Source organism: Halalkalicoccus subterraneus (genome assembly GCF_003697815.1).
GTDB lineage: Archaea > Halobacteriota > Halobacteria > Halobacteriales > Halalkalicoccaceae > Halalkalicoccus > Halalkalicoccus subterraneus.
The window spans coordinates 57,466-72,260 of record NZ_RDQG01000022.1 but is presented as its reverse complement, the minus strand read 5'-3'; the positions used below and the strand labels follow the sequence as shown (position 1 = coordinate 72,260).

Sequence of the window (14,795 nt, the reverse complement as noted above, 5' to 3'; positions counted from 1 at the left end):
TCGAGCACGCCCGGCACGTGGGCCGGGACGCGCGATCGACGCTTCATGTACCGATCGTATTTCGGCACGAAGACGTCGTACTCTCGTTCGACGATCACGGTCTTGTCCATGTCCGCGCTCGCGACGATTCCCTCGAGGATCTGCCCTCGAACGGGAAGCTCGCCGTAGAACGGACACTTCTCGTAATCATAGTCCGGATCGTCCGGTTCTGGTGGTGTTTCTACGTCTAATCCTATCGCCATGGTGAATCACCTGTGGTTTCGGTGCGTCGGGCGGGTCGTGAGAGCAATCTGTCGCCATCCACCGTAACGTAAGCCGCCGGGTCGCGTGCGTGTTCCCCGGCGGTCTCGGCCCCCTTTCGGGGACCCGCGGCTTCATCTGTGGCGTCGAGTCGGAACTCGAACGTCGTGCCCGATTTCGGCACTCGCTTGTCCCGAGCATCGCGGATCACGAGGGTCGCCTCGCTCTCGCTTACGACGCGGCCGGAGATCCCGACGGAGTCGGGACTGTCGGCGGAAACGACCCGTACTGACAGGCCGTTGAGCTCGTGTCGCGCGATGGTTTCGGGTGTGAGTGCCATGGTTCTGATTCGGTTACTCCTCGCTGTCCGCGTCCGCGTCGTCGCCTTCCTCGCCCTGGATCGTCTTCACGCGGGCGATGGTGCGCTTGAGCTCCCCGATTCGACCGGGGTCCTCGGGCGCGCCACCCGCCGCCTGCACGGCCTTCATGTTCAGCAGTTCCGTGTGGAGTTCCTCGACTTCCTCCTCGCGCTCGGCGGGCGTCATGTCGCGGATCTCCTCGGGGTAGAGGATGGCCATCAGCTATCGTCCTCCTCGTCCTCGGTGGATTCTTCGGCTTCCATCTCGGCGACCAACTCCGCGGCTTCCGCCTCGATGTCCTCTTCGAGTTCGAGGTCCTCGTCGTCTCCGTCGTCGTCGACCTCGTCTGCGACTTCCTCGATGAGCTCCTCGTCGGCGGGTTCCTCCTCGACGATCTCCTCATCGATCTCGGTGGCTTCGACCTCGCTCTCGGTGTCGGAGGTTTCGGCGACCTGGTCCTCACCGGGTACGTCGTCGGCGACGTCGTCGAGGATCTCCTCGACGCCCTCGTCGGTTTCTGCGGTGTCGGCGATCAGGTCCTCGACGTCCGCGTCGTCGTGGATCTCGAAGTCGTCGGGCAGCCGTGCGCCCGGCGGAATGATCTTGACGTTGACGCCAATGGTACCGAGCTTCATCACGGCGGTGCCCTGCCCGTGGTCGACGATCTCCTGGGCGGGCTCGCCGTTGTGCTTGATGTAGCCGCGGTTGAACTTCTCGATGCGCGAGCGAGCGCCGGTGACCTTCCCCGCGAGGACGATCTCGGCGCCCAGTGCCCCGGCGTCCATGATCCGGTCGATCGTGGTGTGACCGGCCTTCCGGAAGTACCACCCTCGTTCAAGGGCGTTCGCGAGCCGGTCGGCGACGATCTGGGCGTTCAGGTCGGGCTCGTCGACCTCCTGAACGTCGATCTGTGGGTCGTCGAGGTCGAATCGCTCCTCGAGCTGACTCGTCACCTTCCGGATGTTCTTCCCGCCCTTGCCGATGACCATGCCGGGCTTCTCGGCCTTGAGGACGATCTGGGTTCCCATCGGGGTCTTCGCGACCTCCATGCCGCCGTAGCCGGCGCGCTCGAGTTCCGTCGCGAAGAACTCGTCGATCTGGGAGCGCTGCATCCCGTTTTCGATGAACTGGTGTTCGTCTGCCATTAGTTCTCCTCCTCCGGTTCTTCGAGGATCAGTTCGACGTCGACCTGTGGGGTGTTCCAGGCCGTTGCCCGCCCCATCGCGCGGGGCTTTCGGCCCGGGCTCTCGCCGACCTTGTGGGCGGCGACGTGCAGGATCGTCATCTCCTCGCCGTCGAATCCCTGGTGGTCGGCGTTCCCGACGGCGTTCTCGAGCAGCTCGATGAACGCCTTCGAGACCTTCTGCGGGTAGCGACCCGCGTCCCAGCCGTCGACGTCGCTTCGGTGGCCGACGCCGCTGTTGTGTGATTTGAAGGGTACCGACCGCTCCTCCGCGACGACCGCTTCGAGGTACTCGACCGCCTCGCCGGCGGTCTTGCCCTTGATCTCGCGGGCGACCTCCTTGCTGTGCTTGTGGCTCATGGGACGCTCTCGGAGCATGGCTTTCGCCGTGTTCTCCGGGTCCGCGTCCACGCTGTAGCTGATTCCCATTCTGGTCACCTCATGTTATTTCAGTGGCACGAACTTCGAGGAGCGGGTCGCGCCGATCCCGGCCTGTCCGTGTTCGACGGACTGGCGTGTGAGCTGGAACTCGCCCAGGTAATGCCCGAGCATCTCGGGGCGGACCTCGACGCGCTCGAACTCCTGACCGGTGTAGACGGCGAACGTCTTGCCGACGAACGCCGGCACGATCGGCATGTCCCGCAGATGCGTGCGGATCGGGTTGTTCGCGCTCTCCTCCGAATCGCGTCCCTCGGCCTTCTCGAGCAGTTTCTGCTTTTCCGCCGAGAGACCGCGCTTGATGCTTCGCCGCTGGCGTGCGGGCAGCAGTTCCGCGACTTCCTCGAGCTCCATTGCCTGCAGCTCGTCGACCGTGTGACCACGGAAGGTGAACTCGCCTTCCTGGCCGGTCCTGTAATCGGATGAACTCATTATTTGTTACCTCTGCCGGTGCGTCGGGACGTGATGTCCCCGACCTTCCGCCCCGGCGGTGCGTGCCGCGAGACACTCTTCGGTCGACCGGGGTGCTGGCGGCCACCCCCTCCGAAGGGGTGGTCGACGGCGTTCATCGCCACACCGCGCACGCGAGGCCATTTGGTCCCGCGGGCCTTCATCTTGTGGTACTTGTTCCCGGCTTTGACGAACGGCTTCTCGGTCCGTCCACCGCCCGCAACGACGCCGATCGTCGCCCGGCAGTCCGGCGAGAGCCGTTTGACCTCGCCGCTCGGAAGCTGGACGACCGCAGCGTTCCGGTCGTGGGTGATCAGCGTCGCGTTGACGCCGCTCGCCCGTGCGAACCGACCGCCGTCACCGGCTTTCGACTCGACGTTACAGACCGGAACCCCTTCGGGGACCTCCGCCAGCGGCAGCGTGTTACCGGGCTTGATCTCCGCGCTGATCCCGATCTGGATCTCCTCGCCGACGGTGATCCCTTCGGGCGCGAGCACGAGACGCCGGTCGTCGTCGTCGAACTCCACGTCGGCGACGGGTGCGCTGCGTGCGGGGTCGTGTTCGATGCCGACGACCTCGCCCGTAAGCAGGTCGTCGTCCTCCGTGCGTCGGTGCGAGAGGTCCGCCTTGTACCGGTGCGAGGGTGCACGGAACACCGAACCGCCGCGGCCACGTCGCTGGCCTCTGATTCGTCGCCCCATCTAGAACACCCCGATTCGGGAGGCGACTTCCTGTGCGTCGTCGTCCTCGGACAGTCGCACGGTCGCCTTCTTGGTTCCGTTCATGGTTATTTGCGTGTTCACTTTCGTGACCTCCACGTCGTACTGCTCGCCGATCGCCTCGCGAATCCGCGGCTTGGTCGCGTCAAGGTCGACGATGAACTGGAGCTTGTTCTCGAAGTCCATGTCGTTCATCGCCTTCTCCGTGATGAGGGGGTGCTGGATCGTCATCGACCCGCCACCTCCTCGATCGCGCTCTCTGTCCAGACCGTGAGTCGACCCGGATGCGTCCCGGGTGCGAGGTTCTCAGTGTTGACATCACGCGCGGTCGCGACGTCGACGCCCGCGAGGTTGCGTGCGGCCTTCGAGGGGCCGGCCTCGCTCGACGTGACGAAGAGGATCGACTTGGGTTCCTTGTACTTCCGGCCGCGGGCCTTCCCCTGACCCGAGCGGACCGAGCGACCCTCGTCGGCGCGCTCGATGTCGTCGGCCACGCCGACGCTTTCGAGGAACGCGAGGACCTCCTTGGTCTTGATGAGCTCCTCGAACTCGTCGCTGACGACCAGCGGTAGCGAGACGTCCTCGACGAAGCGGTGGCCTCGCTCGGCGACGAGCTCGGCGTCCGTCGTCGCGGCGATCGCGCTTCGGGTCGCGAGCTTTCGCTCCTTTTTGTTGATGCTCTGTGTGCGGTCCTTCTCGGCCTTCGGCGGATGGGCCTTCCGCCCGCCGACGGCCTGTGGCACGCGCCGGCCGCTCCCGTTCGAACGGGGGACGCGGGCCATTCCGCGACCCGTACCGAGCGACTCGGCCGAGGTGCGCTTGCCCGAGAAGGGGTCCGCGCCGTAGTCCTGCTGTCTGTTTGCCTGGGCGGCCAGCACGGCGCGCTTGATCAGGTCCGGCCGGTAGGTCGTCTCGAAGACCTCCGGCAGGTCGATCTCGCCCGCCTCCTCGCCGTCCAGGTCGAGTGTTGTTGCTTGCATGAGTTATCCCTGGTTCGAGCTGGTCGAGACGTACCGGACCTCGGGGTCCAGCCGCGGTTGGTCGTTCGGTCGGATCGCGGGGCGGAACCGGAGCACCCGCTTGTCCGGTCCCGGCAGCGACCCCTTGATCAGCGCGTAGGGGCCCGAAACCTCGCCGTAGTTGACGAAGCCGCCCTCGGCGTTGATCCCGTCGTCCTCGCCCAGCGAGATCAGGCGCTTGTTGAGTTCGGTGCGCTGGTGGTAGCCGGTCTGACCCTGTTGGGGGACCGTCGAGCGCACGCGCGAAGGGTTCCACGGGCCGAGGTTGCCGATGCGTCGGCGCCAGCCCTGGCGGGCGTGTTTGCCCTTTCGCTTCTGGACGCCCCAGCGCTTGACCGGACCCTGGGTGCCTTTCCCCTTCGTGACGCCCGAGACGTCGAGGTACTCGCCGGCGCGGAACACGTCGTTCGCATCGTGTTCGCCGCCCTCGTCGAGCAGGCCGAGCGCGAACTCGGCGCGGTCGGCGATGGAGCCCCCGCCGACGCGGGTCTCCATGATGTCGGGTTTCTTCTTCGGGACGCTCTTGATCGCCGCGGGCGAGGTGTGCGTGATGACGCGAACGTCATCGACTCGACCCTCTTCGAGTACGGCTTCGAGATCGTCGCGGGCCGACGGGTCAGCCTCCGAGGGGAGGTCAAGAGCGCGATCGAGTTCGTCGTCGAACTCCTCGGCCCAGACCTCGGTTCGGGGCTGCATTCCGTAGGCGGTCTGTTCGTACGCGCGCAGAGCAACCGCCCGCATGGGCGGTGTCTCCACGATGGTGACGGGCACGGTCTCCTCCGTGCCTTCGAGCGGCGAGTTGCCCTCGTCGTTGACCATCACCACGTGGCTCATACCGGCCTTGTAGCCGGCGAATCCCTGCAGCGCTGGCTGTCCGTCGTCGTCCGGCCACGAGTTAAAGCGCGGCACCTCGCTGGTTGCGCGCGTCCGTGGGCCGAACCCTAACGAGCCTTTGCGTGGTCTGCTTGGTTGTGGCATTGTCTCACTCCGTGAGTGTCAGGCAGGCGAGCGACGCGAACATCGCCTCTTCGGTTCGCACCGTCTCGCTGCCCTGGTGTGGGATCGTGTTGAGCCAAAGGTCGAACCGATCGGGTGCGTCCGACTCGGGTTCGACGGCTCCCGTCGGCCCGCTGCCGACGGATTCGGCGTCCACGTTGAGTATCTCCGGCAGCCCACGGCCCGGGGAACCGAACGCGACGGTGGTTCCGTCGTCCTCGATCCGTTCCGAGAGCCCCGGCAGACGCCCGATCGAGAGCTCCTCGCCGAAGCGAGAAGTCGCGATCCGGACGCCCGCGTCGGGGCGGCCAAGCGCTGCCGCGAGGTCCGTGCGCTCGACGGAAAGCCCCGCTGGCTCCTCCGTGAGTTTCGCACGGACCGGTCGTCGCGAAGATATTCTGACGGTCACGCGTTCCCCCTCCTCGACCTCCATTCCGGGAGGCGTAATGAGGGAGAGTGGGTGTTGCAGTCCGCAATTGACCCGTACGCGCCCTTCAGATCCGACCTCGGTCACGAGTCCCTGTCTTAACGACCCCGAATCGTTCGATCCGGAGCCGGTCCGTGACACGGCCAGAAGCGGGGGCAAGACCCCGACATACTCCAGTTCGTCGCGCATCCCCCATACCTCGGTTCGGAGGTAGGGGGCCGTCGTGGCGTACCGCAGTACGGTTTCGACGAACCCGCCACCCCACCTGCGCTCCCCGTCCGAATCGGGGAAGATCGACAGGCGGTCGGCCCGGAAGACGGTCGCCGCGCGGGCGACGTAGCCGAGTTTGCGAGTCGCCTCGCGTTTGTCCTCGGCCTCCCGGACCACGGATGACGGCACGAGTATGCTGACGGTCATGCCAGCCGCTTTCTCGCCGTGGCACTAGACTGTGGCGAAGCTACCGTATCAGACCCTAAAAGAGTAGCGTTTCATCCGACGAATGTGTGGGTTTCACACGCTCTAGAGGAACGATCCCGGGAGTTCGAATCGAGAGGATTTGCCCTCGATTCGGAAGCCTTATACTCCTTACCGGAATACCCGAAAATGCAACAGGGCGCTGGTAGTGTAGTGGTATCACGTGACCTTGCCATGGTCACAACCTGGGTTCAAATCCCAGCCAGCGCATTCTTGCTGAACGCAAAACCGCGAGCAGCCGGCTTGCCGTGTTGCGAGCACGTTCTCGCGTGAAGCAGAATCGTCCTCCGGTGGGATTCGAGCAGGAGTGAAGCGAACGAAGTGAGCGAACGACCGGGTTCAAATCCCAGCCACGCATAGTTTTACGAGCACTCACGCGAGCAGTTGCGATAGCGTATCGTATCAGTTCACTCCGAGGGTTCCGATCGTTCCTCGGCTTTCTCCTTGCGAACCACGACCGTCGAGATCCGTGTGCCCTCGACCTCCTCGGCGGTGAGTCGGTAGCCGTCCGCCGAGACCGTATCGCCCGCCTCGGGCACCCGGTTCAGCCGTTCGAGAACCAGCCCGCCGACGGTTTCGAACTCCGTACGCTCGAAATCCGTTCCGAGCGTCTCGTTGACCGTCGAGATGGCGACGCCGCCGTCGATCGCGTAGGCACCCCCGTCGAGGCGATCGATCGCGGGCTCGCGCTGTTCGCTTTCGATGTCGAACTGATCCTGGAGGTCGCCGACGATCTCCTCGATGACGTCCTCGACGGTCACGATCCCCTCGAAGGCGCCCCACTCGTCGATGACGGCGGCCATCTGCGTCCGGTCGCGCTGGAAGTCCGAGAGCAGATCGTCGACTCGACCCGACTCGGGGATGATGCGCAGTTCGCGAGCCAGTTCGCCGGCGGTCGGCTCCGTAGGGCTGTCGGCCTCGATCGCCCGCAGCACGTCCTTCGTATCGAGGAAGCCGACGACCTCGTCAGCCTCGTCGAGGACGGGATAGCGGGTATGGCCCGCCTCCACGATCGCCGAGGAGAGCTCCGACAGGGGACGGTCAGCGAGGAACCACACGACGTCGGGACGGGGGATCATGACCTGCCGGACGCTCGTATCGTTCAGGTCGAAGACGTGTTCGATCATCCTGACTTCGCCCATATCGATCTCGCCACGTCGGCCCGAATGCGAAAGCACCGAGAGGATCTCCTCCTCGGTGAGCGTTTCCTCTGTTTCGGAGGCCGAGGGGATCCCGAGCGCCCGGGTGAAGGCGTTCGCGGTGCCGTTGAACACGATGATCCCGGGGAGAAACAGGTAGTAAAAGAGCTTCATCGGCGTGGCCACCAGCAACGAAACGCGCTCGGCCCGTTGAATGGCGAGCGTCTTCGGCGCCAGTTCCCCGAAGACGACGTGCAGAAACGTGATTAGGCCGAACCCGATCCCGAACGCCACGACCGAGATCGCGCCGGCGGGAAGCACGGATTCGAGCACCGGTTCGATCAGCGCCGCGACGGCGGGTTCGCCGACCCATCCGAGCCCCAGCGAGGCGATCGTGATCCCGAGTTGGGTCGTCGCGAGGTAGTCGTCGAGGCTGTCGATGACTTCGGCGAGCGTGTCGCCACCGGCTCGTCCCTCCTCGACGAGCTGGTCGACGGCGGTCGACCGGATCCGCACGAAGGCGAACTCCGAGGCGACGAAAAACCCGTTCAGCACCACGAGCACGAGCGCCAACAGCAGCCCGCCGACCGAGAATGCGTCTACGGCCATTCGCTCCTCCACCGTGCGTTCGGATCGCGGTCTCGACCCTGTGAGACTGACATGGCGCACCTACTGTGCGACGCCGGAAAACGGTAGCGTCCCGTCGTGCGACCCGCAACTATACGATCCCGGAACTCGTCGTGAAGGTATGGCAGACGCACTCGATGAAATCGAGACCGGACTGGGGGAAGCAACCGAGATCGAGGACGACGAGCGCGCCCACGACCGACTGGAATCCGCCCGCGACGAGCTCTCCGATCTCCGCGAGTCGGGCGACGTCGACGCCGAACGGGCCGACGCGCTCGAAACCGAGATCGACCAGCACCTCCGGGCGATCGAGGAGCGCAACAGCTACGACGTCGACGCGATGGGGGCGGCCCGGAACCCCGACGACGAGAACGCCTAAGCCGTAACCCCCTTACTCGCCGATACCCTCCAGCCGCCAATGACTGACCCAGAGGACGTCCTGTCGAACCACGCGGCGTTCGAACGAGACGAGACGGGACACGAACTGACGACGATGCCCTTCGAGACGCGCGTCGAGACGATCGACGAGGACGGAGAGGCGACCTACCGCGTCGTCGTCCACGCGCCGACGCTCGACGCCGTCGTCGAGGGCGAGACGGTCGCCGGAGTGGTCGAGGACGGCTGGCTCGACACCCTGGCGCTCCGGCTCGAGGACCCGACGCAGGTCACGAGCGGGCAGACGAACGTCGACGTCGAGGTGACGAAAACGGGGCGCGAGGTCCGCGTCGAGATGACGTTTTCGAGTGCGAACCCCGAGCGCGCCGCCGAGAACGCGAAGGCGCTCGCCGAGTTCGTCGAGGGGACTTGGATGCAGGGACTGGTCCCGGGCTACGAGTACGACGAGCCGGCGGCGTCGCTGATGGAGCGGGCGACACAGAACTACGACGAGGGCGGCGCTTAGTCCATCGCGATGTACGTCCGCGTGTCCTCGACGCCGGAGATCCCCTGAATCGCATTTGCGGAGATCTCCTTCACCCGGCCGGGAGAGTCCACGTCCAGTTTGGCGATGATGTCGACGTCGCCGGCGACGATGTGGGCCTCGCCGACGCCGTCGATCTCCTCGATGGCAGTCTTGAGCCGGTCCGCCTCTCCCGTGTTCGCTTTCACCATGACGTATGCTGTAACCATGTTCAGATACCTCCTGCTGGGGCACGTTCCGCGGTGCCGACGATGAGCTGTCGGACGTCGTCGAGCACGGCGAAGTCGGCAAGTACCGCGAGGCGGTCGCCCTCTTCGAGCGATTCGTCCGGCGTGGGGATCGAGAGCACCCCCTCTTTTTTTCCGAACGCGAGCAGCGTGGCGTCGGCCGGCAGGGAGAGCTCGCTGATCGTATAGCCCTTCGTCGGGGAGTCGGACCGAACGGTGAGTTCGACCACTTGGAGGTTCTGTGCGATGTCGGCGATCGCCCGGATGTCCCCGCCCAGCAGCGCGTTTTTCGCGCCGATGGCGCCCAGCCGTTCGGGGTAGACGATCTCGTCGACCTCGTCGGCGTATCTCCTGTAGATCTCCTCGCGGTAGTCCTCGTCGATCCGGAGGATCGTCCGACAGCCGTAGTGTTTCGCGATCATACAGGCCGCGAAGTTGGTGTTGAGGTCGCTCGTGAGTGCCCCTACCGCATCCGCAGTGTCGACGCCCGCCTCCTCGAGGATCGACTCGCGGCCGCCGTCGCCCTCGACGACGTCATACCCCTCCGATCTGGCGCGATCCGCCATGTCCGCGTCCCGTTCGACGAGCGTGACCTCGTGGCCCTCCGCCGAGAGCACGCGCGCCGTGCGCAACCCGACCCGACCGGCACCGATAATAACGAATCGCATGGGCCACCATACGCCGGGGGGTGTGAATAATGTTACCCCACCTGTCGTGGTCGTATCCGTTCGGGCGGCGGCGGGGTCCGTCGACGGGACGACCGTGCGTTCATATGATCGCTTCTCTAACCGAAGGTATGCGAGAGTTCGCGTTCACGGTGAGCTACGACGACGGTGCTGACCACCTGATGGACGTCTTCATCGACCATCCCGGGCTGTACGCGCGGACGACATCGTGTCACGCGACGACCGAGACGATGTGGCGCGTCGACGAGGTTACTGGCCCGGAAGAGGCGCTCGCGGACTACGACGAACAGCTCGCGGGGATCACCCGCTGCTCGAGCCTCCGAGGGATGGGGGGCTGCCCGATCGACTGGCACCACGAGGTCCTCGAAGAACGCCCGACGAGGCGGCGTATCTACTCCCGGCAGTCGGAGGGCGAGGGCTGTCGCTCGGTCCCCTATCTCGCGGCGAAACACCTCGGGGACGGCGTCCTCTGTCGGGCCGAACAGCACGGCGAGGAGTACCGCTGGCGGATCCTCGCCGAGGACGACGCGGCCATGAGCGCGATCCACGACGACCTCGACGGGAACCTCCGCGCGGGGATCGAACTGGAGTTCGAGCGTCTGAGCCACTCGCCCGAGTGGCCCGACGACCGAATGACACGTACCGACCTGCCCTACGAACAACGGGAAGCCGTGGAGCTGGCCGTCGAACACGGCTACTACGAGACCCCGCGGCGCGCCTCGATCCAAGAGATCGCGGCAACCGAGGGGATCGCGACCTCGACGCTCCAGTACCGCCTCACCCGGGCCGAGGCGTGGCTCGCCACGACGTTCGCCGGCACGGAGAACGGCGAATCGGTCCCCCCGACCGCCGCGGTCGGCGACGACTGATACCGACCCGAGCGGACCGCAGTCCTTCGACCCCACCTGATTCTTCACCCACGTTAACATCCGTATAACGGGATGGTTCGGCGGCCGTACCGGTGTTGGTATGTACCGAACGAACTCCCATTCTCGCTCGGCCCGAACCTCGAATCGCATGATGAAAGACGACGACGGGACCGAGACGGACGTATCACGACGCAACTACCTCAAAGGGACGGGCTCCGCGCTGGCGGCGCTGTCGTTCGTTCCCGCGGGCGCGGCCGCCGCGGAGGGCCACGACGCGGCGGGTTCCGCGTCCTCGGAGGGCTCCGTGGGGGGCCGAACACTGATCGAGAACGGGACGGTCGTGACGGTCGATCCCGACCTCGGCGTGCTCCACGACGCCGACGTGCTCGTCGAGGGCGGTCGGATCGCCCGGATCGACCACGACATCGACGCTTCGGCGGACGAGGTCATCGACGCCGGCGACTCGATCGTCGTGCCGGGCTTCGTCAACACGCATCTCCACGCGTGGCAGGCCGGCGTTCGGGGCGTCGCCGGCGACTGGTCGTTCACGGAGTACCTCGATACGATGCTCGGGGAGATCAGTAGCCACTACACACCGGAGGACGCCTATCTCGGCAACCTCTTCGGCGGGATCGAGCAGCTCAACGCCGGGACGACGACGATCCTCGACTGGTTCCACATCGCGAACTCGCCCGACCACACCGACCGGGCGATCGACGGGCTGGAGGAGGCCGGAATCCGGGCGGTGTTCGCCCACGGCCAGCCCGGCGACGACAGCGCCACGTGGTGGGAGGAGAGTACGAAACCCCACCCCGACGATATCCGGCGGCTCCACGACGAGCGGTTCCCCGCGAACGACGGGCTGCTCACGCTGGCGATGGGGATCCGCGGCCCCGACTACTCGACCGACGAGGTCGTCACCCAGGACATCGAGCTCGCCCGCGAGCTCGGGATCCCCGCGTCGATGCATATCGGCTCGCTCGGACCGGGCGGCGTCGAGACGCTCGATGAGCTCGATCTGCTCGGCGACGACCTGAACTACGTCCACGCCAACCGCCTCACCGACGAGGAGTTCGGCCTGATCGGCGATTCCGGCGGATCGGTGTCGATTACCCCCGAGGTCGAGATGCAGATGGGGATGGGAATGCCGGCGCTCCGGGAGACCATCGACGGCGGGGGGATACCCTCGATCGGCGTCGACATCGTCTCCGGCGTGAGCGGCGATATGTTCACCCAGACGCGCGTGGGCCTCCAGACCCAGCGCGCGCTCGACAACCAGCCGACGATCGACGCCGGCGGGCAGGTCGAGGAGCTCTCGCTCAGCGCCCGCGACGCCCTCGAGCTCGCGACCATCGAGGGCGCCCGGGCGCTCGGGCTCGACGACGAGATCGGCTCGCTGACGCCGGGCAAGCGCGCCGACATGACCCTGATCGGGGCCGACGACGTCAACACGACGCCCGTCCACGACCCGATCGAGACGGTCGTCTTCCAGACGGGGATCGAGAACGTCGACACCGTGCTCGTCGACGGCCGCGTGGTCAAGCGCGACGGTGATCTCTGTAACGCGACCGCCCGCGACAAGCAGGACCGGCTCGTGGAGTCCGGCCGACGGATCCTCGCGGAGAGCGGGCTGTAAGGCGACTCGACGGGCCATACCGGACGCTATCAGGCAAAGGTTTTTGATTCATGATAACTAATATCATGGGTGATGGTACACGCGTTCGTCATGGTGAAGACGGGGCCGGGACAGTCGGAAGCGATGGTCGAGGCCGCTCGCGGGGTCGACGCGATCGCGGAGGCACACATCGTCGCCGGGGACTACGACCTCGTCGTCGAGATCGAAACCGACGAGGTCTACGAGGTCCTCCATACGGCTTCGACGGAGCTGCAGGGGCTCGACGGGATCGAGAACACGAAGACGTACATCTCGCTCGACTAGCGCTCAGTGCTCAGCTCTCCGGTTCGAATCCCCGCTCGACGAACCCTGCGATCCACGCTCTCTGTTCTTCCAACTCCGGTGTGAGCCCGTCGTAGACCGAGTCGAACACCGCCTCCGGACGCGCCTCGGACCCGGATTCGGCGCGCTCGACCGCCTCCGTTAGCTCCGTTTCGACCTCGGACTCGATCCGCTCGATCAGCTCCCCGTCGATGAGGTCCCCCTCGAGCAGGTACGTCTCGTAGCGCTCGATCGGGTCCGCGGTGCGCCACTCGGGGAGGTCCTCCTCGTCGCGATAGCGCGAGGGGTCGTCGCTCGTGGTGTGGGCACCCCGGCGGTAGGTCAGACTCTCGACCAGCACGGGCTCGCCCTCACGGGCTTTCGAGAGCGCTTTACGAACCACGGCATACACTGCGAGCGGGTCGTTGCCGTCGACTTGCGTGCCCGTGATGCCGTAGGCGTCGGCCTTGATCGCGATGGACTCGCTTGCGGTCTGGCGCTCGCGGGGCATCGAGATCGCCCACCCGTTGTTCTCACAGAAGAAGACCGTCGGCGTCTCGAAGACGCCCGCGAAGTTCAGCGCCTCGTGGAAGTCGCCCTCGCTGGTTGCGCCATCGCCGAAACAACAGAGAACGGCCGCGTCGTCCCCCCGATACCCGATGGCCATTCCGAGTCCCGCGGCGTGAGGGAGCTGGGAGCCGATCGGCACCGCCTGCGGGAGGATGGGGACGTCGTGATCCGAGGCGTATTCGGGGTGACCCCGGCGAAATCCGAGGAGGTCGCGCATCGGGACCCCTCTAGCTATCTGGGCGGCGTTCTGTCGGTAGGTCGGGACGAGCCAGTCCTCCTCGGCGAGCGCGTGGGCCGCGCCGACCTGTGAGGCCTCCTGACCGACGAATGGCGGGTAGCCGCTCATCCAGCCCCGGCGTTGGAGGGAAATCGCCCGCTCGTCGAAGCGTCGCGCGCGCACCATGTCCCGGTAGAGCGCCCGGGCGACGTCCTCGCCGATGTCCGTTTCCGAGAGGGAGTGGTCGTCGATGACGCGGTACATGGCCGGTCGGACTCTCGGGGGGACGAAAGCGATTCCGATACCGAAAAGGGTTCGGCTCCCCTATGGCCTCCATGCTCAGCCTCGGGACGCTCGTCGGCCTCGCGGTCGTCGTCGGCGTTCACACGGTGGTCGCGTCGGTACTGATCCGGTTTTTCCGGCTGCGCCTCGATACCCGCGGCGGGACGATCGCGTTCTCGCTGTTTCTCGTTCCCATCGTACTGGCCCTCTCGCTTCTGTTCTTCGGCCAGCTGCCGATCTTCGGGGCTATCGACCGGCAGACCGTCGTTCTGGTGACGATCCTCATGCCGCTGTTGCTCGGCTTCGCAATCGACCTGTTCTGGATGCCCACGCCCGAGGAGGTCGATCTGGCTCGCGAAGGTTAGAGCGCCCCCGAAAGCACCCGTTCGACCCCGTCGAGGACCGCCTCTGGCGAGCGATGCGCGTCGATCCTGACGAACCGCCCCGGCTCCGCCTTCACGAGGCGTTCGTAGTTCCCTTGCACCCGTTCGAGGTAGTCCGATTGCTCGAACTTGTTCGTCGCACCGCTGCGTTTCGCACCCGTCTCGGGGTCGACGTCGAGGTAGAGCGTGAGATCGGGCGGGCGGGTGAACGGCGAGTGGACCCCGCGGACGTACTCCATCGGGCGGTCGATAATCCCGTCGAGCGCGGCGCCCTGATAGGCGTAGCGCGAATCGGAGTATCGATCCGAGATCACCAACTCGCCGGCGTCGAGGGCGGGACGCACCGTTCGAGAGAGGTGGTCGGCGTGATCCGCAGTGTAGAGGAAGAGTTCGGCGAGCGGGTCGGCGTCGTCGTCGGCGATCGAGCGCGAGACCGCCTCGCCGTACCACGAGCCGGTCGGTTCGCGGGTGAAGACCGCGTCCGGATAGGTGTCCCGGAGCGCCTCGTGGACGGTGGTCTTGCCGCTGCCGTCGAGGCCCTCCAACGTAACGAGCATATCGGCGGTTCGCTCAGGACCCATTACACTCCTTCGAATCCATCGCGGGTTCCCGCCGAGGGAGGTAGCTTTACGGCG

22 protein-coding genes and 1 tRNA gene are annotated in these 14,795 nt (G+C 65.9%); 7 read left to right on the top strand and 16 right to left on the bottom strand.

What is annotated here, in order from left to right; genetic code table 11:
• The 11 genes from rpsQ to EAO80_RS06325 all read right to left on the bottom strand — a co-directional run.
• A partial coding sequence (rpsQ, locus tag EAO80_RS06375) for a 30S ribosomal protein S17 (protein WP_122089092.1) occupies positions 1-242 on the bottom strand: 242 nt, incomplete at its 3' end.
• Positions 233-580 carry a ribonuclease P protein component 1 gene (locus EAO80_RS06370; protein ID WP_122089091.1) on the bottom strand — a complete coding sequence of 116 codons (348 nt, stop codon included), beginning with the start codon at positions 578-580 and terminating at the stop codon, positions 233-235. The genes rpsQ and EAO80_RS06370, both read right to left, overlap by 10 nt.
• 13 nt (positions 581-593) lie before the next feature.
• A complete protein-coding gene (gene rpmC, locus EAO80_RS06365; protein WP_122089090.1) occupies positions 594-818 on the bottom strand; it encodes a 50S ribosomal protein L29 in 225 nt (74 codons plus the stop codon).
• Positions 818-1,744 carry a 30S ribosomal protein S3 gene (locus EAO80_RS06360; RefSeq protein WP_122089089.1) on the bottom strand — a complete coding sequence of 309 codons (927 nt, stop codon included), beginning with the start codon at positions 1,742-1,744 and terminating at the stop codon, positions 818-820. The genes rpmC and EAO80_RS06360 overlap by 1 nt, the downstream gene beginning before the upstream one ends.
• Positions 1,744-2,211: a 50S ribosomal protein L22 gene (locus EAO80_RS06355; protein ID WP_122089088.1), complete on the bottom strand. Its 468-nt coding sequence runs from the start codon at positions 2,209-2,211 to the stop codon at positions 1,744-1,746. The genes EAO80_RS06360 and EAO80_RS06355 overlap by 1 nt, the downstream gene beginning before the upstream one ends.
• Positions 2,212-2,226: 15 nt before the next feature.
• The gene (locus EAO80_RS06350; RefSeq protein ID WP_122089087.1) at positions 2,227-2,652 is read right to left on the bottom strand and encodes a 30S ribosomal protein S19; all 426 of its coding nucleotides are present in this window, start codon (positions 2,650-2,652) and stop codon (positions 2,227-2,229) included.
• Positions 2,652-3,371: a 50S ribosomal protein L2 gene (locus tag EAO80_RS06345; RefSeq protein WP_122089086.1), complete on the bottom strand. Its 720-nt coding sequence runs from the start codon at positions 3,369-3,371 to the stop codon at positions 2,652-2,654. Before EAO80_RS06345 ends, EAO80_RS06350 begins: the two co-directional genes overlap by 1 nt.
• Positions 3,372-3,620, bottom strand: a complete 249-nt coding sequence (locus EAO80_RS06340; protein WP_122089085.1) for a 50S ribosomal protein L23 — start codon at positions 3,618-3,620, stop codon at positions 3,372-3,374.
• Complete coding sequence (gene rpl4p / locus EAO80_RS06335) at positions 3,617-4,369, bottom strand: 50S ribosomal protein L4 (RefSeq protein ID WP_122089084.1); 753 nt, start codon at positions 4,367-4,369, stop codon at positions 3,617-3,619. Before rpl4p ends, EAO80_RS06340 begins: the two co-directional genes overlap by 4 nt.
• A gap of 3 nt (positions 4,370-4,372) precedes the next feature.
• The gene (locus EAO80_RS06330; protein ID WP_122089083.1) at positions 4,373-5,386 is read right to left on the bottom strand and encodes a 50S ribosomal protein L3; all 1,014 of its coding nucleotides are present in this window, start codon (positions 5,384-5,386) and stop codon (positions 4,373-4,375) included.
• Positions 5,387-5,390: 4 nt separating this feature from the next.
• Complete coding sequence (locus EAO80_RS06325) at positions 5,391-6,248, bottom strand: putative RNA uridine N3 methyltransferase (protein WP_122089082.1); 858 nt, start codon at positions 6,246-6,248, stop codon at positions 5,391-5,393.
• Positions 6,249-6,444: 196 nt separating this feature from the next.
• On the opposite strand from EAO80_RS06325, the gene EAO80_RS06320 reads away from it, so the two are divergent.
• Positions 6,445-6,515: transfer RNA gene (locus EAO80_RS06320), tRNA-Gly, on the top strand.
• Between the two features lie 197 nt (positions 6,516-6,712).
• Here the strand turns inward: EAO80_RS06320 and EAO80_RS06315 are convergent.
• Positions 6,713-8,053 carry a hemolysin family protein gene (locus tag EAO80_RS06315; RefSeq protein WP_122089081.1) on the bottom strand — a complete coding sequence of 447 codons (1,341 nt, stop codon included), beginning with the start codon at positions 8,051-8,053 and terminating at the stop codon, positions 6,713-6,715.
• A gap of 139 nt (positions 8,054-8,192) precedes the next feature.
• Here EAO80_RS06315 and EAO80_RS06310 point away from each other — a divergent pair, with 139 nt between their 5' ends.
• A complete protein-coding gene (locus EAO80_RS06310; protein WP_122089080.1) occupies positions 8,193-8,450 on the top strand; it encodes a hypothetical protein in 258 nt (85 codons plus the stop codon).
• A 39-nt stretch (positions 8,451-8,489) separates the two neighbouring features.
• Positions 8,490-8,972: a DUF5813 family protein gene (locus EAO80_RS06305; RefSeq protein ID WP_122089079.1), complete on the top strand. Its 483-nt coding sequence runs from the start codon at positions 8,490-8,492 to the stop codon at positions 8,970-8,972.
• Here EAO80_RS06305 and EAO80_RS06300 read toward each other — a convergent pair.
• Positions 8,969-9,199 (bottom strand): Lrp/AsnC family transcriptional regulator, encoded by a 231-nt coding sequence (locus tag EAO80_RS06300; protein ID WP_122089078.1) that lies wholly within the window; start codon positions 9,197-9,199, stop codon positions 8,969-8,971. The genes EAO80_RS06305 and EAO80_RS06300 overlap by 4 nt on opposite strands.
• Positions 9,200-9,201: 2 nt before the next feature.
• The gene (locus EAO80_RS06295; RefSeq protein ID WP_122089077.1) at positions 9,202-9,885 is read right to left on the bottom strand and encodes a potassium channel family protein; all 684 of its coding nucleotides are present in this window, start codon (positions 9,883-9,885) and stop codon (positions 9,202-9,204) included.
• 128 nt (positions 9,886-10,013) lie between these two features.
• Here EAO80_RS06295 and EAO80_RS06290 point away from each other — a divergent pair, with 128 nt between their 5' ends.
• From EAO80_RS06290 to EAO80_RS06280, 3 genes are all read left to right on the top strand, one after another.
• On the top strand, positions 10,014-10,772 hold the full coding sequence (locus tag EAO80_RS06290) for a helix-turn-helix domain-containing protein (protein ID WP_122089076.1): 759 nt from the start codon (positions 10,014-10,016) through the stop codon (positions 10,770-10,772).
• A gap of 148 nt (positions 10,773-10,920) precedes the next feature.
• Complete coding sequence (locus EAO80_RS06285; protein ID WP_122089075.1) at positions 10,921-12,408, top strand: amidohydrolase family protein; 1,488 nt, start codon at positions 10,921-10,923, stop codon at positions 12,406-12,408.
• Between the two features lie 72 nt (positions 12,409-12,480).
• On the top strand, positions 12,481-12,711 hold the full coding sequence (locus EAO80_RS06280; protein WP_122089074.1) for an Lrp/AsnC family transcriptional regulator: 231 nt from the start codon (positions 12,481-12,483) through the stop codon (positions 12,709-12,711).
• A 10-nt stretch (positions 12,712-12,721) separates the two neighbouring features.
• On the opposite strand, the gene pdhA is transcribed toward EAO80_RS06280, so the two are convergent.
• Positions 12,722-13,759 (bottom strand): pyruvate dehydrogenase (acetyl-transferring) E1 component subunit alpha, encoded by a 1,038-nt coding sequence (gene pdhA / locus EAO80_RS06275; RefSeq protein WP_122089073.1) that lies wholly within the window; start codon positions 13,757-13,759, stop codon positions 12,722-12,724.
• 62 nt (positions 13,760-13,821) lie between these two features.
• Here pdhA and EAO80_RS06270 point away from each other — a divergent pair, with 62 nt between their 5' ends.
• Positions 13,822-14,142 carry a hypothetical protein gene (locus EAO80_RS06270; RefSeq protein ID WP_245998489.1) on the top strand — a complete coding sequence of 107 codons (321 nt, stop codon included), beginning with the start codon at positions 13,822-13,824 and terminating at the stop codon, positions 14,140-14,142.
• Here EAO80_RS06270 and tmk read toward each other — a convergent pair.
• On the bottom strand, positions 14,139-14,717 hold the full coding sequence (gene tmk / locus EAO80_RS06265; RefSeq protein WP_122089096.1) for a dTMP kinase: 579 nt from the start codon (positions 14,715-14,717) through the stop codon (positions 14,139-14,141). The genes EAO80_RS06270 and tmk overlap by 4 nt on opposite strands.
• Positions 14,718-14,795 lie beyond the last annotated feature (78 nt).